25 protein-coding genes are annotated in these 22,867 nt (G+C 62.1%); 11 read left to right on the forward strand and 14 right to left on the reverse strand.

The window, feature by feature from the left end:
• Window positions 1-86 precede the first annotated feature (86 nt).
• From BM317_RS15315 to prpF, 5 genes are all read left to right on the forward strand, one after another.
• The gene (locus tag BM317_RS15315) at window positions 87-800 is read left to right on the forward strand and encodes a GntR family transcriptional regulator (RefSeq protein WP_060741351.1); all 714 of its coding nucleotides are present in this window, start codon (window positions 87-89) and stop codon (window positions 798-800) included.
• A complete protein-coding gene (gene prpB, locus BM317_RS15320) occupies window positions 797-1,681 on the forward strand; it encodes a methylisocitrate lyase (protein WP_030137801.1) in 885 nt (294 codons plus the stop codon). Before BM317_RS15315 ends, prpB begins: the two co-directional genes overlap by 4 nt.
• A 136-nt stretch (window positions 1,682-1,817) precedes the next feature.
• Window positions 1,818-2,945 (forward strand): bifunctional 2-methylcitrate synthase/citrate synthase, encoded by a 1,128-nt coding sequence (gene prpC, locus BM317_RS15325; RefSeq protein WP_063325004.1) that lies wholly within the window; start codon window positions 1,818-1,820, stop codon window positions 2,943-2,945.
• 180 nt (window positions 2,946-3,125) lie between these two features.
• Entirely contained in the window at window positions 3,126-5,717 is a 2,592-nt protein-coding gene (gene acnD, locus BM317_RS15330; protein WP_092474883.1) for a Fe/S-dependent 2-methylisocitrate dehydratase AcnD, read from the forward strand.
• Window positions 5,718-5,769: 52 nt separating this feature from the next.
• Complete coding sequence (gene prpF, locus BM317_RS15335) at window positions 5,770-6,963, forward strand: 2-methylaconitate cis-trans isomerase PrpF (RefSeq protein WP_092474886.1); 1,194 nt, start codon at window positions 5,770-5,772, stop codon at window positions 6,961-6,963.
• Window positions 6,964-7,094: 131 nt separating this feature from the next.
• Here prpF and BM317_RS15340 read toward each other — a convergent pair whose 3' ends face one another.
• From BM317_RS15340 to soxR, 10 genes are all read right to left on the reverse strand, one after another.
• A complete protein-coding gene (locus BM317_RS15340; protein WP_092474889.1) occupies window positions 7,095-7,991 on the reverse strand; it encodes a metal ABC transporter substrate-binding protein in 897 nt (298 codons plus the stop codon).
• Window positions 7,992-8,891, reverse strand: coding sequence for a metal ABC transporter permease (locus BM317_RS15345; protein ID WP_014339414.1), 900 nt, complete (start codon window positions 8,889-8,891; stop codon window positions 7,992-7,994).
• Window positions 8,891-9,643 (reverse strand): metal ABC transporter ATP-binding protein, encoded by a 753-nt coding sequence (locus tag BM317_RS15350; protein WP_092168695.1) that lies wholly within the window; start codon window positions 9,641-9,643, stop codon window positions 8,891-8,893. Before BM317_RS15350 ends, BM317_RS15345 begins: the two co-directional genes overlap by 1 nt.
• On the reverse strand, window positions 9,640-10,569 hold the full coding sequence (locus BM317_RS15355; protein ID WP_060741357.1) for a metal ABC transporter solute-binding protein, Zn/Mn family: 930 nt from the start codon (window positions 10,567-10,569) through the stop codon (window positions 9,640-9,642). The genes BM317_RS15350 and BM317_RS15355 overlap by 4 nt, the downstream gene beginning before the upstream one ends.
• Before the next feature lie 35 nt (window positions 10,570-10,604).
• Window positions 10,605-11,180 carry a DUF6162 family protein gene (locus tag BM317_RS15360; RefSeq protein ID WP_092168698.1) on the reverse strand — a complete coding sequence of 192 codons (576 nt, stop codon included), beginning with the start codon at window positions 11,178-11,180 and terminating at the stop codon, window positions 10,605-10,607.
• A complete protein-coding gene (locus tag BM317_RS15365; protein WP_092168700.1) occupies window positions 11,177-11,503 on the reverse strand; it encodes a hypothetical protein in 327 nt (108 codons plus the stop codon). Before BM317_RS15365 ends, BM317_RS15360 begins: the two co-directional genes overlap by 4 nt.
• Complete coding sequence (locus tag BM317_RS15370; RefSeq protein ID WP_092168703.1) at window positions 11,500-12,042, reverse strand: thiamine pyrophosphate-binding protein; 543 nt, start codon at window positions 12,040-12,042, stop codon at window positions 11,500-11,502. Before BM317_RS15370 ends, BM317_RS15365 begins: the two co-directional genes overlap by 4 nt.
• The gene (locus BM317_RS15375; protein WP_092168706.1) at window positions 12,039-13,235 is read right to left on the reverse strand and encodes a PepSY-associated TM helix domain-containing protein; all 1,197 of its coding nucleotides are present in this window, start codon (window positions 13,233-13,235) and stop codon (window positions 12,039-12,041) included. Before BM317_RS15375 ends, BM317_RS15370 begins: the two co-directional genes overlap by 4 nt.
• A gap of 292 nt (window positions 13,236-13,527) precedes the next feature.
• The gene (locus BM317_RS15380; protein ID WP_092168709.1) at window positions 13,528-13,989 is read right to left on the reverse strand and encodes a VOC family protein; all 462 of its coding nucleotides are present in this window, start codon (window positions 13,987-13,989) and stop codon (window positions 13,528-13,530) included.
• 109 nt (window positions 13,990-14,098) lie between these two features.
• Window positions 14,099-14,545 carry a redox-sensitive transcriptional activator SoxR gene (gene soxR / locus BM317_RS15385; RefSeq protein ID WP_060741363.1) on the reverse strand — a complete coding sequence of 149 codons (447 nt, stop codon included), beginning with the start codon at window positions 14,543-14,545 and terminating at the stop codon, window positions 14,099-14,101.
• A 96-nt stretch (window positions 14,546-14,641) separates the two neighbouring features.
• On the opposite strand from soxR, the gene BM317_RS15390 reads away from it, so the two are divergent.
• The 5 genes from BM317_RS15390 to BM317_RS15410 all read left to right on the forward strand — a co-directional run bounded on the left by BM317_RS15390 (window position 14,642) and on the right by BM317_RS15410 (window position 19,288).
• The gene (locus BM317_RS15390) at window positions 14,642-15,007 is read left to right on the forward strand and encodes an antibiotic biosynthesis monooxygenase (RefSeq protein ID WP_060741364.1); all 366 of its coding nucleotides are present in this window, start codon (window positions 14,642-14,644) and stop codon (window positions 15,005-15,007) included.
• Between the two features lie 116 nt (window positions 15,008-15,123).
• The gene (locus BM317_RS15395) at window positions 15,124-15,390 is read left to right on the forward strand and encodes a hypothetical protein (protein ID WP_053123631.1); all 267 of its coding nucleotides are present in this window, start codon (window positions 15,124-15,126) and stop codon (window positions 15,388-15,390) included.
• Window positions 15,391-15,493: 103 nt separating this feature from the next.
• Entirely contained in the window at window positions 15,494-16,108 is a 615-nt protein-coding gene (locus tag BM317_RS15400) for a LysE family translocator (RefSeq protein WP_053123629.1), read from the forward strand.
• Window positions 16,109-16,267: 159 nt separating this feature from the next.
• A complete protein-coding gene (locus BM317_RS15405; protein ID WP_092168715.1) occupies window positions 16,268-17,434 on the forward strand; it encodes a cysteine desulfurase family protein in 1,167 nt (388 codons plus the stop codon).
• Between the two features lie 45 nt (window positions 17,435-17,479).
• Window positions 17,480-19,288 (forward strand): aminopeptidase P family protein, encoded by a 1,809-nt coding sequence (locus BM317_RS15410; RefSeq protein WP_092168719.1) that lies wholly within the window; start codon window positions 17,480-17,482, stop codon window positions 19,286-19,288.
• A 9-nt stretch (window positions 19,289-19,297) separates the two neighbouring features.
• Here the strand turns inward: BM317_RS15410 and BM317_RS15415 are convergent, their stop codons facing one another.
• Both BM317_RS15415 and BM317_RS15420 read right to left on the reverse strand, forming a co-directional pair.
• Entirely contained in the window at window positions 19,298-19,888 is a 591-nt protein-coding gene (locus BM317_RS15415; protein WP_092168723.1) for a 2-hydroxychromene-2-carboxylate isomerase, read from the reverse strand.
• A gap of 31 nt (window positions 19,889-19,919) precedes the next feature.
• Window positions 19,920-20,648, reverse strand: a complete 729-nt coding sequence (locus tag BM317_RS15420; RefSeq protein ID WP_092168726.1) for an SDR family oxidoreductase — start codon at window positions 20,646-20,648, stop codon at window positions 19,920-19,922.
• A gap of 89 nt (window positions 20,649-20,737) precedes the next feature.
• On the opposite strand from BM317_RS15420, the gene BM317_RS15425 reads away from it, so the two are divergent.
• Entirely contained in the window at window positions 20,738-21,307 is a 570-nt protein-coding gene (locus BM317_RS15425) for a TetR/AcrR family transcriptional regulator (protein ID WP_092168729.1), read from the forward strand.
• A gap of 6 nt (window positions 21,308-21,313) precedes the next feature.
• On the opposite strand, the gene BM317_RS15430 is transcribed toward BM317_RS15425, so the two are convergent.
• The gene (locus tag BM317_RS15430) at window positions 21,314-21,595 is read right to left on the reverse strand and encodes a hypothetical protein (protein WP_060741372.1); all 282 of its coding nucleotides are present in this window, start codon (window positions 21,593-21,595) and stop codon (window positions 21,314-21,316) included.
• Between the two features lie 168 nt (window positions 21,596-21,763).
• Window positions 21,764-22,654 (reverse strand): threonine/homoserine exporter RhtA, encoded by an 891-nt coding sequence (gene rhtA, locus BM317_RS15435; RefSeq protein WP_092168732.1) that lies wholly within the window; start codon window positions 22,652-22,654, stop codon window positions 21,764-21,766.
• Window positions 22,655-22,867: the final 213 nt, after the last annotated feature.

Consider the following 22,867-nt stretch of genomic DNA (forward strand, 5'->3'; position numbering starts at 1 on the left):
GATTGTCGACAATGTTGATTTTTGTTTTGACGTAAAGGTCGTATTTGGTTAGTTTTTGCCATATTGATTTTCAAGGTGTCGACAATATGCTCGATCAGCTCGAAACCCCGGTGATGGTCCAGGACGACTCGGAGACCCTGTCCGAGAACGTCTTCCGGCGTATTCAGGCCGCCATCGTCAAGGGCGAGATCGCCCCCGGCAGCAAGATCTCCGAGCCTGAGCTGGCGCGTACCTACGGCATTAGCCGCGGGCCGCTGCGCGAGGCCATTCACCGCCTGGAAGGCCAGCGCCTGCTGGTGCGCATTCCCCACGTCGGTGCCCGGGTAGTGTCCCTGAGCCACGCCGAGCTGCTGGAACTCTACGAAATCCGTGAATCCCTCGAAGGCATGGCCTGCCGCCTGGCGGCCGAACGCATGACCCTGGAAGAAATCGACGAACTGCGCCGGGTGCTGGAAACCCACGAGCGCGATGCGGCGTTCCAGGCCGGTGTCGGCTATTACCAGCAGGAGGGCGATTTCGACTTTCATTACCGGATCATCCAGGGCAGCGGCAACCGTACCCTGACGCAGATGCTGTGCGGCGAGCTGTACCAACTGGTGCGCATGTACCGGATCCAGTTCTCCACCACGCCCAACCGTCCGCGCCAGGCCTTTGCCGAGCACCACCGGATACTCGACGCCATCGCCGACCGTGACGGCGAACTGGCTGAATTATTGATGCGCCGGCACATCGGCGCCTCCAAACGCAATATCGCGCGTCATTTCCAGGACAGCGCCGCCACTGAACGAGGTGAGTCATGAGCAACAGCACTCCAGGCCAGCGTTTCCGCGATGCGGTCGCCAGCGAGCATCCGCTGCAAGTGGTGGGCACGATCAACGCCAACCACGCGCTGCTGGCCAAGCGCGCCGGTTTCAAGGCGATCTACCTGTCGGGCGGCGGCGTGGCGGCCGGTTCCCTCGGCGTGCCGGACCTGGGCATCACCGGCCTGGATGACGTGCTGACCGACGTACGGCGTATCACCGATGTGTGCGACCTGCCGCTGCTTGTGGACGTGGACACCGGCTTCGGTTCCTCGGCGTTCAATGTGGCGCGCACGGTCAAGTCGATGATCAAGTTCGGCGCCGCGGCGATTCATATCGAAGACCAGGTCGGTGCCAAGCGTTGCGGCCATCGTCCGAACAAGGAAATCGTCTCCCAGCAAGAGATGGTCGACCGCATCAAGGCCGCCGTCGATGCCCGTACCGATGACAGTTTCGTGATCATGGCCCGTACCGATGCCTTGGCGGTGGAAGGCTTGGAATCGGCCCTGGACCGCGCCGCCGCGTGCATCGAGGCCGGTGCGGACATGATTTTCCCCGAAGCCATCACCGAGCTTGAGATGTACAAGCTGTTCGCCAGCCGCGTGAAAGCCCCGATCCTGGCCAACATCACCGAATTCGGCGCGACCCCGCTGTACACCACCGAACAGTTGGCCGGTGCCGACGTGTCCCTGGTGCTCTACCCGCTGTCGGCCTTCCGGGCCATGAACAAGGCGGCCGAGAACGTCTATACCGCGATCCGCCGCGACGGCACGCAACAGAACGTCATCGACACCATGCAGACTCGCATGGAGCTTTACGATCGCATCGATTACCACACCTTCGAGCAGAAGCTCGATGCGTTGTTCGCGGCGAAAAAATGAAAAGATCGCAGCCTCGCTTCGCTCGACAGCTCCTACAGAGTTGGGCCGCGTAGGAGCTGTGTAGGAGCTGTCGAGTGCAACGAGGCTGCGATCTTTCCCCCCCATTCTCTACAAATCTAAAAAATGGAGACAGCAAATGGCCGAAGCAAAAGTACTCAGTGGCGCCGGGCTCCGTGGCCAGGTGGCCGGGCAAACCGCATTGTCCACCGTGGGCCAATCGGGTGCCGGCCTGACCTATCGCGGCTACGATGTTCGCGACCTGGCGGCAGATGCGCAATTCGAAGAGGTGGCCTACCTGCTGCTGTACGGCGAACTGCCGACCCAGGCACAGTTGGACGCCTACACCGGTAAGCTGCGCCAGCTGCGCGACCTGCCCCAAGCCTTGAAGGAAGTGCTGGAGCGCATTCCCGCCGACGCCCACCCGATGGACGTGATGCGCACCGGCTGCTCGTTCCTGGGCAACCTGGAACCCGAGCAGGATTTTTCCCAGCAACATGACAAGACCGATCGCCTGCTGGCCGCGTTCCCGGCGATCATGTGCTACTGGTATCGCTTCAGCCACCAAGGCCAGCGCATCGAATGCGTGACCGACGAAGTGTCCATCGGCGGCCACTTCCTGCACTTGCTGCACGGCAAGAAGCCGAGCGAGCTGCACGTCAAGGTGATGAACGTGTCGCTGATCCTCTACGCCGAGCACGAATTCAACGCCTCGACCTTCACCGCCCGGGTCTGCGCCTCCACGCTGTCGGACCTGTTCTCCTGCATCACCGCCGCCATCGGCTCGCTGCGTGGCCCGTTGCATGGCGGGGCCAACGAAGCGGCGATGGAAATGATCGAGCGTTTCAGCTCACCTCAGGAGGCCATCGAAGGCACCCTCGGCATGCTCGCGCGCAAGGACAAGATCATGGGCTTCGGCCACGCGATCTATAAGGACAACGACCCGCGCAACGAGGTGATCAAGGGCTGGTCGAAAAAACTCGCCGACGAAGTGGGCGATACCGTGCTGTTCCCGGTCTCCGAAGCCATCGACAAGACCATGTGGGAGCAGAAGAAGCTGTTCCCCAACGCCGATTTCTACCATGCCTCGGCGTACCACTTCATGGGCATCCCGACCAAGCTGTTCACGCCGATCTTCGTCTGCTCGCGTCTGACCGGCTGGGCCGCCCACGTGTTCGAACAACGCGCCAACAACCGCATCATCCGACCGAGCGCCGAATACACCGGCGTCGAACAGCGCAAGTTCGTGCCAATCGAACAACGCTGAGCTGGAGGGCGCTGACGCTAATTGCTGTGATCGTTCCCACGCTCTGCGTGGGAATGCCGCCCGGGACGCTCCGCGTCCCTGTGACGCAGAGCGTCACTGGATGCGTTTCCACGCAGAGCGTGGGAACGATCATGGTCGTGGCAAGCGCCTTTCTGAAACCACCGTGACCGAGTCCTGACGATGAACACAGAATTTCGCAAACCGCTGCCTGGCACTTCGCTGGATTATTTCGACGTTCGCGAGGCCGTGGATGCCATCCGCCCCGGCGCCTATGACGGCCTACCGTACACCTCCCGCGTGCTGGCGGAAAACCTGGTGCGTCGCTGCGACCCGGCCACGCTGCGCGAGTCGCTGCTGCAACTGATCGAGCGCAAGCGTGACCTGGACTTCCCCTGGTTTCCGGCCCGTGTGGTGTGCCATGACATCCTCGGCCAGACCGCCCTGGTGGACCTGGCCGGCCTGCGCGACGCCATCGCCTTGCAGGGGGGGGACCCGGCGCAGGTCAATCCGGTGGTGCCGACCCAACTGATCGTCGACCACTCCCTGGCGGTGGAAAGCGGTGGTGCCGATCCGCAAGCCTTCGCCAAGAACCGCGCCATTGAAGACCGCCGCAACGAAGACCGCTTCCACTTCATCAACTGGACCAAGAAAGCCTTCAAGAACGTCGATGTGATTCCGCCGGGCAACGGGATCATGCACCAGATCAACCTGGAAAAAATGTCGCCGGTGATCCAGCAGCGTGACGGCGTGGCGTTCCCCGACACCTGCGTCGGCACCGACAGCCACACCCCCCACGTCGATGCCTTGGGCGTGATTGCCATCGGCGTCGGTGGCCTGGAGGCCGAAAGCGTCATGCTCGGTCGCGCCTCGTGGATGCGCCTGCCGGAAATCATCGGCGTCGAGCTGACCGGCAAGCTGCAGCCGGGCATCACCGCCACCGACATGGTGCTGGCGCTGACGGAGTTCCTGCGCAAGCAAAAAGTCGTCGGGGCATGGCTGGAGTTTTTCGGTGAAGGCGCCAGTGCCCTGACCTTGGGCGACCGTGCGACCATTTCCAACATGGCCCCGGAATACGGCGCTACGGCGGCGATGTTCCATATCGATCAACAGACGATCGACTACCTGAAGCTCACCGGACGCGAAGACACCCAGGTGCAGTTGGTGGAAACCTATGCCAAGCACGTGGGCCTGTGGGCCGATAGCCTCAAGGGCGCGCAGTACGAGCGTGGCCTGACCTTCGACCTGTCCTCGGTAGTGCGCAACATGGCTGGCCCGAGCAACCCCCACGCCCGCGTCGCGGTGTCGGAGCTGGCCGCCAAAGGCATTTCCGGCCAGTGGGACGATGTGCCCGGGCAAATGCCCGACGGCGCGGTGATCATCGCCGCCATCACCAGTTGCACCAACACCAGCAACCCGCGCAACGTGATCGCCGCCGGCCTGCTGGCGCGTAACGCCAATCGCCTGGGCCTGGCCCGCAAGCCGTGGGTCAAGTCGTCCCTGGCACCGGGCTCGAAAACCGTGGCGCTGTACTTGGATGAGGCCGGCCTGACGTCCGAACTGGAGAAGCTGGGCTTCGGCGTGGTGGCCTTCGCCTGCACCACCTGCAACGGCATGTCGGGCGCGCTGGACCCGATGATCCAGCAGGAAATCATCGACCGCGACCTGTACGCCACCGCCGTGTTGTCGGGCAACCGCAACTTCGACGGGCGTATTCATCCGTACGCCAAACAGGCGTTCCTGGCCTCGCCACCCCTGGTGGTCGCTTATGCCATCGCCGGGACCATCCGCTTCGACATTGAAAAAGATGTGCTGGGCGTGGTGGACGGTCGCCAGATCCGTCTCAAGGACATTTGGCCGAGCGACGAAGAAATCGACGCGGTGGTCAAGGCTTCGGTGAAGCCGGAGCAGTTCCGCCAGGTATACATTCCGATGTTCGCCATCCAGGAAGACACCGGGCCGAAAGTGACGCCGCTGTACGACTGGCGCCCACAAAGCACCTACATTCGTCGTCCGCCGTACTGGGAAGGGGCGCTGGCCGGTGCTCGGCCGCTCAAGGGCATGCGTCCGCTGGCGGTGTTGCCGGACAACATCACCACCGACCATTTGTCGCCGTCCAACGCCATCATGCTGGACAGCGCCGCTGGCGAGTACCTGGCGAAAATGGGCCTGCCGGAAGAGGACTTCAACTCCTACGCGACCCACCGCGGTGACCACCTGACCGCGCAGCGCGCCACCTTCGCCAACCCGAAACTGTTCAACGAAATGGTCCAGGAAAACGGCAAGGTCAAGCAGGGCTCCCTGGCCCGCGTCGAGCCGGAAGGCAAGGTCATGCGCATGTGGGAGGCCATCGAGACCTATATGGAGCGCAAGCAGCCGCTGATCATCATTGCCGGCGCCGACTACGGCCAGGGTTCGTCCCGGGACTGGGCGGCCAAGGGCGTGCGCCTGGCCGGTGTCGAGGCGATCGCCGCCGAAGGTTTCGAACGCATCCACCGCACCAACCTGGTGGGCATGGGCGTGTTGCCGCTGGAGTTCAAGCCCGGCACCGATCGCAAGACCCTGGGCATCGACGGCAGCGAAGTCTATGACGTGATCGGCGAACGCACGCCGCGGGCGACGCTGACCCTGGTCATCACTCGCAAGAACGGCGAGCGCATCCAAGTACCGGTGACCTGCCGTCTCGATACCGCCGAAGAAGTGTCGATCTACGAAGCCGGGGGCGTGTTGCAACGCTTTGCCCAGGACTTCCTGGAATCGGCGGTGGCTGTTTAAATCGCTTGGGTGGCCCGTTCTCTGGCCGCCCCTTTTTCAGGAGTTAGAGCACATGGCTCACTCGCCTCAAATCAAGATCCCCGCGACCTACATGCGTGGCGGCACCAGCAAAGGCGTGTTTTTCAGTTTGCAAGACCTGCCCGAAGCGGCTCGCGTTCCTGGCCCGGTCCGCGATGCCCTGCTGCTGCGGGTGATCGGCAGCCCCGACCCGTACGAGAAACAGATCGATGGCATGGGTGGCGCAACGTCCAGCACCAGCAAGACCGTGATCCTGTCCAAGAGCACCCGGGCCGACCACGATGTCGATTACCTGTTCGGCCAGGTGTCCATCGATAAGCCGTTCGTGGACTGGAGCGGCAACTGCGGCAACCTGTCGGCGGCGGTGGGGTCGTTTGCCATCAGCAGTGGTTTGGTGGCGCCTGACCGTATTCCGCAAAACGGCGTGGCCGTGGTACGGATCTGGCAGGCCAACATCGGCAAGACCATCATCGCCCATGTGCCGATCACCGAGGGCGTGGTGCAGGAAACCGGGGACTTCGAACTCGACGGCGTGACCTTTCCAGCGGCCGAAGTGCAATTGGAATTCATGGACCCGGCGGCCGAGGAGGAGGGCGGTGGTGGCTCGATGTTTCCCACCGGCAACCTGGTGGATGACTTGGAAGTGCCCGGTGTTGGCACCTTCAAGGCAACGCTGATCAACGCGGGGATCCCGACGATTTTCATCAATGCCCGCGATGTCGGCTACACCGGCACTGAATTGCAGGGGGCGATCAACAGCGATCCCAAGGCGTTGGCGATGTTCGAAACCATTCGCGCCCACGGTGCCTTGCGCATGGGCTTGATCAAGCACCTGGACGAAGCGGCCCAGCGCCAGCACACACCGAAAGTGGCGTTTGTCGCGCCGCCGGCGGATTACCTTTCCTCCAGCGGAAAAGCCGTGGCGGCGGGGGATGTCGACTTGCTGGTGCGGGCGTTGTCCATGGGCAAGCTGCACCACGCCATGATGGGCACGGCGGCGGTTGCCATCGGCACGGCTGCGGCGATTTCCGGCACCCTGGTGAACCTGGCCGCCGGCGGCATCGAGCGTAACGCTGTACGCTTCGGCCACCCGTCCGGCACCCTGCGCGTCGGCGCCGAGGCCAGCGTGGTCAACGGCGAATGGACCGTTAAAAAAGCCATCATGAGCCGCAGCGCGCGGGTGTTGATGGAAGGGGTCGTGCGGGTGCCGGGGGATGTTTTGGGCTGACAGCCAGCCTCAAGTGAAACCTGTGGGAGCGGGCTTGCTCGCGAATGCGATCATACAGTCAACTTTTATGGCGACTGACACACCGTCTTCGCGAGCAAGCCCGCTCCCACACAGGGATTGCGTTTCTGCAATCAGCCCTTCTTCGTCAGCGCCGCGACCACCAGCCCTGCATTACTCTCCAGTTCTGCCACCGGGTCGTCGGCATCGATGCTGAGCACCAGCAACTGGCTGCCGCCCTCGGCAATGGCTGCCTTCAGCGCATCCGAAGGCTGGCGATGATGGAGCACCAGCGCCACGTCGTTGTCCTTCAACGTCGTACTCAATTGCTTGAGGGTTTCGGCGGTCCACTCGGCATCGGGCCGGGTATCGGTGCTGATGGCGTCCAGGTTGAGCCCGCTGATCAGGTAGCCGAAGTGTTCGCTCAGGCTGACCACGCTCAGGTTATCGGCGCTGGCGAGGCGTTTTTCGCTGTCGGCGCTGAGTTTGAGCAGGCGCTGCTTGAGTGCCGCCAGGTTGGCGTCGATTTTCGCTTTGTCCGCCGGGGCCAGGCGCACCAGGTCGGCGGCGATCACGTCGGCCATGCGCCCCAGGTTATGGCTGGCCATCCACGGCTGGCTCGCCAGGCCATCGGCCATGCCCGGTTGCACGGCGATACCGGGAAGGGCGCCGTCCACCGGGCGCGCGGCATCGACTTCGACGATGCGGATATTGCTGCGTCGGGCCATGGGGTACAGCGGATCGTCCGGCCATAGCGAGCGCAGGCCGATCACCCCATCGGCAGCGCTCGCCAGTTTGCTCAAGGCCGGCGCACCACGACCGCTGAAATAGGCACTCTGGCGGGTGCCGGGCAGATTGGCGGGCGCGGCCCGTTCCAGGCTGACCTCGGTGCCCTTGAGCAAAGCTTCGCCCAATCCATAGGTGACTGGCAGCGATGCCAGCAGGCGAATCTTTTCGCTGGCGAATGACGAGGTGACGGCCACGCCGCACAACGCGACGGCCAGGGTCAGTTGTCGCAATGAAAAAACCATTTATCCAAGATTCCCTTTGAGGCTGGGGACGACACCACGGGCGATGGCGCTCAGGGCGAAGGCGATGCCGGCCACCAGGATGATCGCGGCGCCGGACGGGATCGGCAGGTCGAACACAATCGGCGCGAGGATCCCGCACAAAGTGCTGACGGTGGCGATCAGCACTGAACACCAGAAAAAGCCTTTCAGTGATTGACTGAGCAAGCGCGCCGCCGCGGCGGGAATCACCAGCAACGCGCCCACCAGGATGGCGCCGATGACTTTCACCGCCGCCACGGTGATCAGCGTCACCAGGACCACGAACAGGTAGTCCAGGGTCTTGACCGCCACCCCGCGCACCGCCGCCAGTTGCGGGTTGAAGCTGGCGAGCATGATGCGGTTGTACAGCGGCAAGGCCAGGGCCATCACCAGCGAGCCGACCACCGCCAGCACCAGCAGGTCATTGCCATTGACCGTCAGCACCGAGCCGAACAGTACGTTTTCCAGGATGTGCACATTGATCTTGCCCGCCAGGATCAACAGCAGGCTGGCGCCCAGGGCCAGGGACACCGACAGGAAGACGCCGATCAGCGTGTCGGGCGCCAGGCCGGTGCGGTTGCGCAGGTAATTGAGCAGGATGCCGAACAACAGGCAGTAGCCGAACAGGCTGCCGTAAGGCCCGGTGTAGGGTTCGCCGAGCAGGATGCCGATGGCCACGCCGGTGAGCGCCGCATGGCCCACCGCCTCGGAGAAAAACGCGAAGCGCTTGACCACCACCAGCGTGCCGAGGCCGCCCAGCACCGGGCCGATCAACAGCCCGGCCAACAGCGCATTGACCACGAACCCATAGGCCAGCGCTTCAGGCAGGTAACCGGCCGAGGCCCAGCCCTGGACCATCAAACGAAAGGCTTCATAACTCATCAGGCCGCGCTCCCGTTCGTGCGTGGATGGGTGGAAAACAGCGTCAGCAGCCGTTCCGGGGTCAGGGTCTGGCGTGGCGGGCCGTCGAACAGCACGCGGCGATTCAGGCCGGTGACACGGTCGGCCAGGCGCCCGACGGCTTCCAGGTCATGTTCGATCCACAGCACGGTGATCCCGGCCTGGCGCCAGTCCTGCAGCAACCGTTCGAACACCTGGATACCGGCCTCGTCCAGGGCCGACATCGGTTCATCCAGCACCAGCAATTGCGGCGAGGGAATCAACCCCTGGGCCAGCAACACCCGCTGGCGCTCGCCGCCGGACAGCGCGCCCATGCGCCGCTTGCGCTTGTCCTGCATGCCGACCCGCTCCAGGGCCTGGCCGATGGCGCCGGCGTAATGCTTGCTCAAGCCGAGAAAGGCCGGCCGCCGCTGACACATCGCCGCCATGAAATCATCCACGGTCATGGGCAGGCCCCGGTCGAATTCCAGCGCCTGTGGTACGTAGCCGATCACTCCGGGTTCGCCCGGCCATTGCAGGCTCAAGCGTCCCTGGTGCGGCATCTGCCCCAGCAAGGTCTTGATCAGCGAACTCTTGCCGCCGCCATTGGGACCGACCAGGGCATGGACGCTGCCGGGCACCACCTGAAAGGCCACGTTGTCGAGAATGGTGGTGCGACCCAGGTTCAGGCTGACCTCGGCGAACTCGATCAAGGGGCCGACGCGTTGCAGGGTGAGGGGTTCTGGGACAGTCATGCGCCGGACTCCTGGATCGCCCGGACCACGGTGTCGAGGTTGCCGGCCATTTCCTTTTCGTACTTCTCGGCGCTGTAGTCGCCGTAGGAAATGTGCGAGAGCGGGTACAGCTTCACGCCCGACTCACGTTGGATGGTATCGACGTAGGTGGAGGGGAAATCCATCTCCGAGAAGATCACCTTCACGTCCAGCTCCCGCAGTTGGTCGATGGTTTTCTTCAATTGGCTGGGGCTCGGTTCGATGCCATGGGCCGGCTCGACCACGGCGGTCACTTCCAGGCCGAATTCGCGCAACAGGTAGTCGTAGGCGGCGTGCACCGTGGCGACCCGCAATTCGGCATTGGGGGCCTGGGTCAGCTTCGCCAGGGCGGCGGCGCGCATCTGCCGCAGGCGTTTGCCATAGGCACGGGCGTTCTGGGTGTAGGCCTTGGCGTTGTCCGGGTCGAGCTTGCCCAATTCCCGGGCGATGTTATTGACCTGGGCGATGGAGGCGCTGATGGACAGGAAGGTGTGCGGATTCACCACCTTGCCCGCGCCTCGTGCCGCCGTGCCGGTGGCGGCCAGCAGGGGCACGTTTTCGTTGGCCTCGATCACTTTGACGTTCGGGGTTTCGCTGGCGGCGATCATGCGGTCGGCGAAGTCGTCATGGCCCACGCCGTTGAGCACGATCACGTCGAGGCCGCTGATGCGCTTGATGTCTTCGGCCCGTGGTTCATAGGCGTGGGGGTTGAAACCCGCCGGTATCAGCGGCACGACCTCTGCCTTGTCGCCGACGATGTTGGCCACGTAGCTGTAATACGGGTGCAAGGTGATGCCGATGCGCAGGCGCTTGGCGGTTTCGGCGCTCACCGGCGAGGTGAACAGGCAGGCCAGCAGGCCGATCAACAGCAAGCGCAGCAAGGGTCGGCGTTGGGATGCAATAGGCATGGGCAAACGGTCTTCTCTCGAATGAGGGCGTGGGGTCAGTGCCGGTGCTGGCGGGTTACGCCGGCATCGAATTGCGCGACGATCTGTTGCCAGCCGGCGGCGGACAACGCCGCATCGTCCAGGGCGGTGGGCGTCGCGAGGCCAGTGCCGCGGTTGAGCCAGATGTCCGGGGCGGCGTCGGACGCTTCGCCGATGCGCATCAGAAACGAACCGGCCACCGACGGATTGGCACTGGCGCCGAAGTAGGCCTGGTCCTGGAGTTGTTGCCAGGCATGGCCGCCCCGGCTGACGGAACTGGCGTCCTGGGCGAACGGCGCGAAGCCTTCTTCGGCCAAGGTTTGCGGGGCGGGCAGGGTTTGTTGGTCTTCGCGCAGCAAGCGGATTTCATCCAGGGTCACCCGCAGGTCGGCATAGATGCCTTGCTCGGCGGCGCTGAGGTCGCGGCGGGCGTCGAGCTGGTTCGAGGCCAGGTGAGGCGTGTCCTCGGCCTTGCCATGCCAGGCCACCACGGACCCGGCCACCAGTACGATGACCAGGCACAGCAGCAACACATACAGGGTTTCATGGCCCGCGCCAGCGGGGCGGATGACTTGAGTCGTGGCGTTGCTCATGGGGCCTCGATGTCGGCTTGGTCGATTTCCACCACGTGGCCGGGGCCGGCGTCGAAGAGCACGTAGAATTCAGCGTTCGGTTTCTTGAAGGTCAGCTTCGAGTCGGCGCCGAGCTTGCCCGGGACGAGGATGGTTTCGTCATAACCGATCACGTCCAGGGTCACTCCGGGTGCGCCGCTGCCGTCGGAAAAACCGCCGGTGCATTGGATCTGTTCGGCGTCGATGGCCTTGCACTCGCACATCGGGTTGTGGGCCAGGACGCTGGTGCTTGCGCCTGCGCAGAGCAACAGCGCCAGGCCCTTGGATAAAACGCGGAGGGTCATGGTTTGGGTCCTTGGTTCTTCAGCCAGGCGAGGGTGGCCGGGGAGGCCTGGCTCAGGGGAATGGAGGCCTGATGCATCGAACCGTCCCAACCCTCGAGGGTTATCCACAGTTCGGCATCGGGCTGGGTCTTTGGCGGGACCGGCAACAAGGCGCCCATACGATAGGGCGAGCCAAAGAAAATCACCCCGGCGGCGCGCAGGCTGCGGGGTTTGCCAATGCGCAGGTAGGTGGCCTTGACCTGGCCGATACAGCTCTGGCACAGGGCCGCGTTGAAGTGCTTCATCGGCCCGGCGGGCCCTTGGGTCCGTGGGGCTTCGTTGCGAAACTCCGCCAGGCGCAGGCTCCAGGGACCGACCTGGACTTCGCCGATGTCCCGCTCGCCAAGCCCTGCATCACCGCGGAACAGGGCGGCCTCGGAGAGGTATTTGGGCATGAATCCCAGGGGAATCAGCAGCAACAACACGTTGAGATGGAAACGCCATTTATGCCAGAACAGACTCAGGCGTGACGGTGATGAAGCGGCATTGGACGGGGTCACAGGCTGCCCTCCGACGATTGCAGTGCCTGCGCGATTCGGGCGCCACGGGTGGGTTTCTGGCTACGCTTGAAGGCATTGGCGGTGGCCAGGGCCGTGCGTTTGGTCCAGATCAGCAGCCCGCTGAGGACCATCATGCTCAGGACTAGACCGAAGAAAAACCAGATGAGCTTGATCCAGAGGCCGCCGAAGTCCCCTGTGTGCAAGGGCCGCATGGATTCGGTGACGAACTCCAGGGTCGTGCGGTCCGACAGCAACCGGGAGGCCGCCACGTCGCCGTTGTAGGGATTGATGGTGGCGGTCTGGAACATCAGCGGATACCAGCCGCGGCCACCGATTTCCAGATGGCTGTAGGCATTGCCGGGCAGGCTGATGAAACTCGCTTCCAGTCCCGGGATGCGTTGCTGGGCGATTTCGATGGCCCGGTCCAGGTTCAACTGCGGTGGCGCCTGGCCGTCGACGGACAACGGCACGTTTTCACGGGCCACCACCGGGATGACCGGTTCGCTGGAAATGGAGATCTGGTTGTCGCCCAGCAAGGCCTGGATCAGGAACCAAGTGCCGGTGACGGAGATGACCGCGATGAACCAGATCGACCAGATACCGCTGAGCCGGTGGAAATCCCCCCAGAAAATCCGTGCGCCATGGCGAATCCGCAGGGTAGGACGGAAGAAGCCTTTCCAGAAACGCTTGTAGACCACCAGCCCGGTCACCAGGGACGCAAGCAAGGGCAGGCCCAGGAACGACACCAGGTACCAGCCCCAACTGTAGCCGTTGGTGAACGGTACCAGCCACCAGCCATGCAGGGCGCGGGTGAACGCCTGGAAATTGAATGTCGGCGCCGAGCCCTGGATGACGCCGCTGTACGGGTTGACGTACACCGTGTCGGGGCGTCCGTCGGGGTAGGTCACGCCGACTTCCAGCGCAAAATGCGACTCGTCCGGACGGATGATGCTTTGCACCTGGGTTTGCGGCTGGGCCTGCTTGATCGCGGCGATCACCTGGTCATAGCTGAGTGACGTGGCCTCGTCCGAGGGCTTGTTGGCCCGCATGTCGGGGTTGGCCAGCCAGACGATCTCCTGGCTGACCACCGCCAGGGTGCCGGTGACGCAGACGATGAGTACGAAGAACCAGATGGGCAATGCCAGCCAGCTATGGACCAGGAACCAGAGTTTGGAGCGGGATTTCTTCGACATGATTGAACGTCTTGATTCGATGAAAGGTTCCGTATTGCGGGCTTTGCAACACCGTGAACCCAAAAAAGGCAGGCCGTGGCTTTTGCCGACGCGGCCTGCTGCATCTAATTAAGACGAACGAGCGATCGTAATCCTGAAGGGGAAGATGAAAGAAAATGTTTCGCGTGGTAGGAGCTGCCGAAGGCTGCGATTTTTTGATCTTTCCCCTTGGGACTCAAGTGTCAGGGGAAAGATCGCAGCCTCGTTGCACTCGGCAGCTCCTACAGGGCGACCCGGTGAGCGCGGGGACAAGTCAGCCTTGCTGTTGAAACATCTCCCTGGCCCGTTGCTCGATCTGTTCCTGGCTCAGGTCTTCCTTGCGCGTCGCGAGGAACCACAGATGCCCATAGGGATCCTTCAGGGTGCCGCTGCGATCTCCGTAGAACTGGTCTTTGACCTCGGAAATCACCGTGCCGCCGGCGGCAATGGCCTGGGCAAATGCGCGGTCCACATCCTCGACATATAAATGCAGGCCGACCGATGGCGATTGATCCGGATTGCTCAGGGGGCCTTGATCGCAAGGCGTACCGAGCATGATCGGATAACCGTTGATCCGCAGCTCGGCATGGCCGATGCCCCCGTCGGGCATGGCCAGGCGCATGACCTCGGTGGCATTGAAGGCTTTTTTGTAGAAGTCGATGGCTGCGGCAGCTTTTTGAATGCCCAGGTAGGGCGTGATGTTATGGAAACCTTCGGGAATGGCATTGACGCCCATGACGTTTCTCCTTTTGTTATAGGGAGGCGAAGAGAGTCTTCGTCGATTTGCGCTCCTCCACTATAGGCCAGCGACCCTGGCTGGACGCAGGGGCCGACGAACGCTAAGGCTATTCCAGCAGATGAGCCCCCGGCCCGCGTTGGCCCAGTACGTCGCCCTGGTTGCGCAGCGGACAAGCTTCCATCGACAGGCATCCGCAGCCGATGCAACCGTTGAGTCGATCACGCAGCGCCACCAATTGGTTGATGCGTTCGTCCAGGTCCCGACTCCACTGCGCCGACAGGGTTTGCCAGTCGGCGGCCGTCGGGGCGCGGTTGTCTGGCAGGTTGTTCAACGCCTCGCCGATTTCCGCCAACGGAATGCCCAGGCGCTGGGCGACCTTGATCAATGCCACGCGACGCAATACTGCCCGTGGGTAACGACGTTGGTTACCCGGGTTACGTGTGCTTTTGATCAGCCCCTTGGATTCGTAGAAGTGCAGGGCGGTGACCGCCACGCCGCTGCGGGCCGCCACTTGGCCGACGGTGAGTTCCTTGTGGATATCGATTTGCGCCATTGTTTCAATTCACTGCTTGACCTCAAGTTAACTAGAGGTTTTACCCTGCACGCCTTCGGATCGCAAGATTCGCCTGACCTGCATAGGGGACCTTTCATGCAATCGCCAAGGAACAATCGCAGTTTCACCCAACTGATGGAATTCGACATCGAACCTCAATGGCAGCAGGCGCTGGTAACCGCCTTGTCGGAACAGACCGAGCGCCTGGCCCGGGACCACCAGGGGTTCCTGAGTGCCAGTATCCAGGCCAGCGACGATGGTCGCCGCGTGCTCAACTATTTGCAGTGGCAGACCCGCGAGGCAGGCGAGGCGGCACTTCGAAGTGTCGAAAAGGGCGAGCAGGGTTTCTGGCGGCTGATCCAGGCTCACCGCGCCAAGGCCGTGACGTTCGCTTCGTTCCAGGTGTTGCGCAACATCGAGCGCAGCCTGGACAACGCGCTACATTGCCAGTTGGTCGATTAAGCGCAACGGCTGATCCAGGCAGGCAATACCCACTATCGAGAGGGTTGATTTCTGCCGCGCAGGACCGGCGAGTAGCCTTTGTTCATCGCCCAACTCCAGAACACCGGACACCCGCCATGAACCGTACCTTTGCCGTTTTGTTGCTCTTGACCGCCACCCTCCTGGGCGGCTGCGCCAGCTCTTCCCCGGAACTGCGCCCCTACACTGCCGATGAGACCCGCGAGCTGGCCCTTGAAGCCTTGAATCGCCGTGGCCTTTCGTTCGAGGAATACCACGCGAAAAAAGCCGAGCTACTTGGCTCGTCGCAGAAAAACGTGGGGTTCGACGATCAGGGCCAGATGAGTGCCGAGCAGGTCGTGCAACAGCCTGGCCGGTCTAGCTGAGGGACTGTACCGCTCAAAGTTTTGCCCAACTGTCCGTGGGTTTGGGTAGGGACGTGGGGTAGGGTCATGACTTGACTGACCGCCCCTGATGGACTGACCTGACATGACCCTTTCGCTTGACCTGCTGCTGGGCTTCGCCCTGTTTGCCCTGGTGACTTCGATCACGCCAGGTCCTAACAACACCATGTTGCTGGCCTCGGGTGTCAATTTCGGTTTCAACCGCACCATTCCGCACATGCTGGGTATTACCTGCGGCTTCTTTTCCCTGGTGCTGGCGGTGGGCCTTGGCCTGGGCGCGGTGTTCCAGACTTATCCACTGCTCTATACCGCGTTGCGCTACATCGGCGCGGCGTACCTGTTGTACCTGGCGTGGAAAATAGCCCACTCCGGCCCGGTTTCGGACAGCCAGCCGGGGAACAATACGCCGATCAGCTATTGGGGCGCAGCGGCGTTCCAATGGGTCAATCCCAAGGCCTGGATCATGGCCATCGGCGCCATCAGTACCTACACGCCACTCCAGGGTTATTTCTTCAATGTGCTGGTGATTGCGGCGGTGTTTGCCTTGATCAACCTGCCAAGCGTGAGCCTGTGGGTGGTGTGCGGCAGCCTGTTGCGCAACCTGTTGCGTGATCGTCGCTGGCTGCGCGTGTTCAACTGGGGCATGGCGCTGTTGTTGGTCGCGTCGATGTATCCGTTGTTGCTCGAAAGCATCAGTTGAGGGCTGAGCTTCGAGGCGATGCCTGCTAAGCTCGCTGTTCAGGAGCGTTCCTACGCACTTTTAAACGAAGTCCGACTTCTTTAAGGTCTTTGATCAGGTATTGCTTGTCTCGAACCCAACGAGGGCGCCTGATCCCGGAGCAGGCTCTGCGAGTTTCCTATGAATAAACGTCCTTTGTATTTCGATTACGCCGCCACCACGCCGGTGGATGAGCGGGTCATCCGGGTCATGGTCGAGTGTCTGGGTTTTGACGGCAACTTCGGCAACCCGGCGTCCAGTTCCCATGCCTTCGGCCAGGAGGCCCGGCGCTCGGTGGAGCGTGCCCGCCAGCAGGTGGCGCAATTGGTGGGGGCCCAGCCCGAACAGATCGTCTGGACTTCCGGCGCCACCGAATCCAACAACCTGGCCCTTAAGGGTGTGGCCCAGGCACGCAGTGGTTCCGCCGGCCATGTCATCACCAGCCTGATCGAGCACAAGGCGATTCTCGATACCGCGCGCCAGCTCGAGGAAAGTGGCGTCGCGGTTACCTGGCTGGCGCCGGACGCCGAGGGCCTGATCAGCCCGCAAGCGGTTCGCGAGGCGTTGCGCGAAGACACGTTCCTGGTCTCGCTGATGCTGGTGAACAACGAACTGGGCACCGTCAACGACGTCATCGCCATCGGCGAGATCGTTCGCGAGCACGGTGCGTTGTTCCATGTGGACGCGGCCCAGGGCGCTGGCAAGGTGCAGATCGACCTGTCTCGCTGGCCGGTGGACCTGATGTCCTTTTCCGCGCATAAAATCTACGGCCCCAAGGGCATCGGTGCGCTCTACGTCGGCGACCGTGCCCGGCCACGGCTAGCGGCGCAGATCCATGGCGGTGGACATGAGGGCGGTTTGCGCTCCGGAACCCTGGCGACCCACCAGATTGCAGCCATGGGCGCCGCATTCGAACTGGCAGCCGCGGCATTCGACGAAGAACTCGCTAAAATCGCCCGGTTGCGCAATCGTTTGCTCGAGCCGCTGCTGGCGTTGCCTGGTGTGCGCATAAACGGCAGTGCGAGCCGGCGGATTCCCCACACGCTGAGCCTGACGTTCAACGAAGGTGAGTTCAACCCAGCGACATTGGGCGCATCGATTGCATTTTCCGCGACCTCGGCCTGCAATTCGGCGCACAACACCCCGTCCCACGTGCTGCTGGCCCTGGGGCACGATGCCCGTGCGGCCGGGCGGACCATCCGCTTGAGCCTGGGGCGCTTTACCACCGAGCAGGATATCGACGAGGCGGTGCGGCTGATCAAGGCGGCGTGCGCGACTGCGCCGGCGTTCTGGGCCACGACCCCATAAGCCGAATTCGGCATCGAACAACAATATCAATGAGCAGGAGAAACAATGAGCACCGAGCCTTTGCCCCATGGACTGGTTCCCCAGCGCCTGGCCCGAATCCGCCAACTGATGAGCCGCGAGGGTATTCACGCGCTGCTGGTGCCATCGGCCGACCCGCACCTGTCTGAATACTTGCCGGGTTATTGGCAGGGGCGGCAATGGTTGTCGGGGTTCCATGGTTCGGTGGGTACCTTGATCGTGACCGGCAGTTTCGCCGGCGTCTGGGCCGACAGCCGTTACTGGGAGCAGGCCACCAAGGAGCTGGAGGGCAGTGGTATCGAGCTGGTCAAGCTGATTCCAGGCCAGCCCGGTCCCCTGGACTGGCTGGCCGAACAAACGCCTGAAGGCGCAGTGGTTGCGGTCGACGGTGCGGTCATGGCCGTGGCATCGGCCCGCACCCTGGGCGGCAAGCTCGCCGAACGCGGCGCGCGGTTGCGCACCGACATCGACCTGCTCAAGGACGTCTGGACCGATCGTCCAGGCTTGCCGGATCAACCGGTCTACGCCCATTTGCCGCCCCAGGCGACCGTCAGCCGGGTCGAAAAACTCGCCAAGCTGCGCGAATCCCTCCAGGAGCGTGGTGCCGACTGGCATTTCATCGCCACGCTGGATGACATCGCCTGGTTGTTCAACCTGCGCGGAGCAGATGTGTCGTTCAACCCCGTGTTCGTTTCCTTTGCCTTGATCAGCCAGCAGCAAGCAACGTTGTTCGTGGCCCTGGACAAGGTTGACGCAGCGCTGCGGGCGATTCTGGAGCAGGACGGCGTGACCCTGCGCGATTACAGCGAAGCCGCCGCCGCGTTGCGCGAAGTGCCGGACGGCGCAAATCTGCAGGTCGATCCAGCGCGGGTGACGGTTGGTTTGCTGGATAACCTGGGCAGTGGCGTGAAGCTGATCGAAGGCCTCAATCCAACGACGCTGGCCAAGTCCCGTAAAAGCCTGGCCGACGCCGAACACATCCGTCGGGTCATGGAGCAGGACGGCGCGGCGCTCTGTGAATTCTTCGCCTGGCTGGAAGGGGCCTGGGGGCGCGAGCGCATCACCGAGTTGACCATCGACGAGCACCTGACTGCCGCCCGCACACGTCGGCCGGATTTCGTTTCCTTAAGCTTCAATACCATCGCCGCCTTTAACGCCAACGGCGCGATGCCCCATTACCACGCCACGCAAGAGGCCCATGCCGTCATCGAAGGTGATGGCCTGTTGCTGATCGATTCCGGGGGCCAGTACTTTGGGGGCACCACTGACATCACCCGCATGGTGCCGGTCGGAACACCCACCGCCGAGCAGAAACGTGACTGCACCCGTGTGCTCAAGGGTGTGATTGCCCTGTCCCGGGCCAAATTTCCGCGGGGCATTCTTTCGCCCTTGCTGGATGCCATCGCCCGTGCGCCGATCTGGGCGGAGCAAGTCGATTACGGCCACGGTACCGGCCATGGTGTCGGCTATTTCCTCAATGTCCACGAAGGCCCGCAGGTGATTGCCTATCAAGCCGCTGCCGCGCCGCAAACGGCGATGCAGGCCGGCATGATCACCTCGATCGAGCCGGGCACTTATCGTCCCGGCCGCTGGGGTGTGCGCATCGAGAACCTGGTGTTGAATCGCGAAGCCGGAAGCAGCGAGTTCGGCGAGTTCCTTGAGTTCGAAACCCTCACGCTGTGCCCGATCGACACCCGTTGCCTGGAGCCTTCGCTGCTGACCCAGGATGAAAAAGACTGGTTCAACGCCTACCACGCCGAGGTTCAGCGTCGATTGAGCCCGTTGCTGGACGGTGCCGCGCTGCAGTGGCTCAACACCCGGACGATGGCGATTTGAGGTAGAGGATCAGGCGAGGGCTTCACGGACGAAGTCCAGCCGATCCTGGCCGAAGAACAGCTCGTCACCGACAAACATGCTCGGGGCACCGAACACGCCGCGTCCGATGGCGTCTTCGGTGGCGCTCTTGAGTGCTTGCTTGACCTGCTCGTCGTTCGTCAGGGCCAGCACATGGTCGGCGTCGAAACCGCCTTCGTTCAGGACCGCTGCGACAGTCGCGGGGTCATTGAGGTTACGGGCGTCCACCCAAAAGGCGCGGAACAGGCAATCGACGAAGGCCTCGAAGCGTTCGGGATGGCGCAGTTGCATGGCGGTCACCGCTCGCATCAGCCGCAGTGTATTGACGGGGAAGTGTGGATTGAACTGGAAGGCGACACCGTAGCGCTTGGCGAAGCGATTCAGATCCTTGAACAGGTAAGGGTTCTTGGCTGGCACTGTCGCCGGTGATGCGTTGCCGGTTGCCTTGAAGACGCCGCCCAATAACATCGGACGATAGATCAACTGGCTGTTTGTCTGTGCGCACAACGCCGGCAACTGGGTATAGGCCAGGTACGTGGTCGGGCTGCCGAGATCGAAGTAAAACTCCACTGATTTGCTCATGGTATCTGCTCTCTTGTTGTACGGGGAGGGTTTACCAGCGTTCATTCCAGGGGCGCAGGTCCAGCTCGAAGGTCCAGGCGTCGCGAGGTTGGCTATGCAGATACCAATAGCTGTCGGCGATGTGTTCAGGATTCAGGATGCCGTCCTGATCCTTGGTGGCATATTTTTCCGGGAAATGATCGCGGATGAAGTCAGTGTCGATGGCGCCGTCCACCACCACATGGGCCACATGAATATTCAGCGGCCCCAGCTCCCGGGCCATGCTTTGGGCCAGTGCGCGGATGCCATGTTTGGCGCCTGCGAATGCAGCGAACCCTGAAGCGCCGCGCAATCCCGCCGTCGCCCCGGTAAACAGAATGGTTCCGCGTTGGCGCTTGACCATGCGCTTGGCCACTTCCCGTGCATTGAGAAAACCTGAGAAACAGGCCATCTCCCAAATCTTGAAATACTTGCGTGCGGTTTCTTCGAGGATGCTGCAGGGAACGTTGGCGCCGATGTTGAACACAAAGGCTTCGATCGGGCCGATCTGGTTCTCGATTTGCTCGATGAGTGCGATCACATCGTCTTCTTTGCGTGCATCACAGGCAAACCCGTGGGCTTCGCCGCCTTGAGCGCGGATTCCATCCACAAGCGGCTGGAGTTTGTCAGCGCTGCGACGGGTAACACAGGCCACGAAACCTTCCTGCGCAAAGCGTTTGGCAATCGCTCCGCCGGTGGCATCGCCCGCGCCAACAACCAGTACGACCTTCTTGTTATTCATGGTCAGCCTCATGGGTAAACGATCGTTAACTAAACGGACGTTATGCTAAGGTCCGGCAAGCGTCAAGGTGAGCAATCAGGGGCAGGACCATGCGTTATTCAGCCAATCACAAAATGGAAACCCGCGAGAAACTGCTCGCCAGCAGTGCCGTCTCCGCCAAGAAATCCGGTTTCTCTACGGTCGGTGTCGACGGTCTGATGAAGGCGATCGGGTTGAGTGGCGGTGCGTTCTATAGCCATTTCTCGTCCAAGGATGAGCTTTTCAAGGCCATTGTTGAGCGGGAGTTGGCTCAGAGCCTGGATCGCTTGAGCGGCGACGGCGCCATGGACTCGATGAAACTGGAGCGCTGCCTCAAGCAGTACTTGAGCATGAGCCATGTCGAGCAGCCCGAGGCAGGATGTGCGTTACCGGTACTGGGCGCTGAGATCGCACGATCGGATGCCCAGGTGAGGGAGGCGGCGCAAACATGGATCTGTCGTTTGCACGAAAGCTGGGCACGGATATTGGGAAGCGACAGCCTGGCCTGGGCCATTCTGTCTCAATGCGTGGGGGCGTTGGTTGTCGCGCGGATGCTGGTCACGCCGCAGGTCCAGCGTGACGTCCTCAGGTCCAGCCATGAGGAAATCAGTCGTCGAATCGCCGAGCAGGGGCTCGGTTAAGGTGATTTATTTGCAGATGACGATCATGCTGCGGCTCGTGTAGCCGGCGGGATTGAGCCCGAAGGGATAATCCCCGGGTTCTTCGACGGCGTCGCCGGACTTGGCAATGACCTTGTAACTCTTGGGAGCACATGAATTGGCGGCACTGGCAGCGCACTGGTCCCAGGATGAGGACAGGCCGGAGCAGTTGATGTGCAGACCCTTTTTGCCGCGTTTGACTTCACTTTTCGAGGTTGCCGCACAGCCCGCTATTGCAAGTACGGCGATCAGTATCAAAATTCGTTTCATTCCCGTCCTTATGACCGCCGCGGATCTTATGTCTGCGTGCGATCGTGTTCGCTCTGGCTTGAAGCGTTCATGACGTCCTGTATGAAAAAATCCATGTCTGGCATTAGGTTACTGGCCTAAACATGGCCTAAATGCGCGGCAAATGCCAGACCTTCGTTAAATCCTGATTCAATCTACCGCGACAGCAGGCTTTGCGGTGCTGGCCATGGTCAGCGTTGCGCCCACCGACGCGAGGATGATGCAGGTAATGGCCATCCATTGGGCCAGGGACAAGTATTCCTGGAGAAAGACGAGCCCCGACAAGGCCGCGATTGCCGGTTCGACGCTCATCAGGGTGCCGAAAGTGCGCGCGGGCATTCGAGTCAGGGCGATCATTTCCAGCGTGTAGGGCAGGGCTGTGGACAGGATGGCCACGCCGATGGCGATTGGAATCAGGCTTGGTGTGAGCAGTGCGGCGCCAGCGTGGACAATACCGATAGGCGCGACGAACAGGGCCGCGATCATGACGCCCAGTGCGGCAGTCTGTACGCCATTGTCCGCTCCGGCTTTCTGGCCGAACAGGATGTACAACGCCCAGCAGAAACCGGCGCCCAGCGCGTAGCCGGCGCCAACCAGATCGATACCGGCACTGGTCGCGCCGGTCGGTATGAGCAGCAGCAGGCCAACCACTGCCAAGGCAATCCAGAGAAAGTCGATCGCCCGGCGCGAGGCGTAAATGGCGACTGCCAGAGGCCCGGTAAATTCCAACGCTACGGCAATGCCCAGTGGAACGGTGCGAACGGACATATAGAAGAGGAAGTTCATACCCCCCAGTGCCATGCCGTAAACGATCACCGTGCGCAGGGATTGACCGGTGAGCTTGGCGCGCCAGGGGCGTAGCATTAACAGCATGATGAGGCTGGCAAAAATGAGTCGCAGCGTCGTAGTGCCTTGTGCACCCACTACCGGGAACATGCTTTTGGCGAGGGAGGCTCCCGTTTGAATGGAAGCCATGGCTATCAATAGCAGGGCAACCGGGTAGAGGGTGGAGGCCAGGCTGCGATGTGGGGGGAGCGTCATTACGAAGTGTCGTCCAGAATAAAGGCGAGGAGGCTGCGTTGAGCAGTATATTGCGCATATGCAGCGATTCCGTCTATATGCAGGGCATATTTAAGTGTCATGTGGGGCTAAAGATAGAAAAGCGAAATTAAGGGTTGACGGCAGATTCTGGAAGTCTATAATTCGCCCCACTTCCGGCGCAGTCGAAACGGAAAACTCCTTGAGATTCAATGA

This window comes from Pseudomonas sp. NFACC24-1 (assembly GCF_900115235.1).
In the GTDB taxonomy this organism is placed as follows: Bacteria; Pseudomonadota; Gammaproteobacteria; order Pseudomonadales; family Pseudomonadaceae; genus Aquipseudomonas; species Aquipseudomonas fluorescens_AA.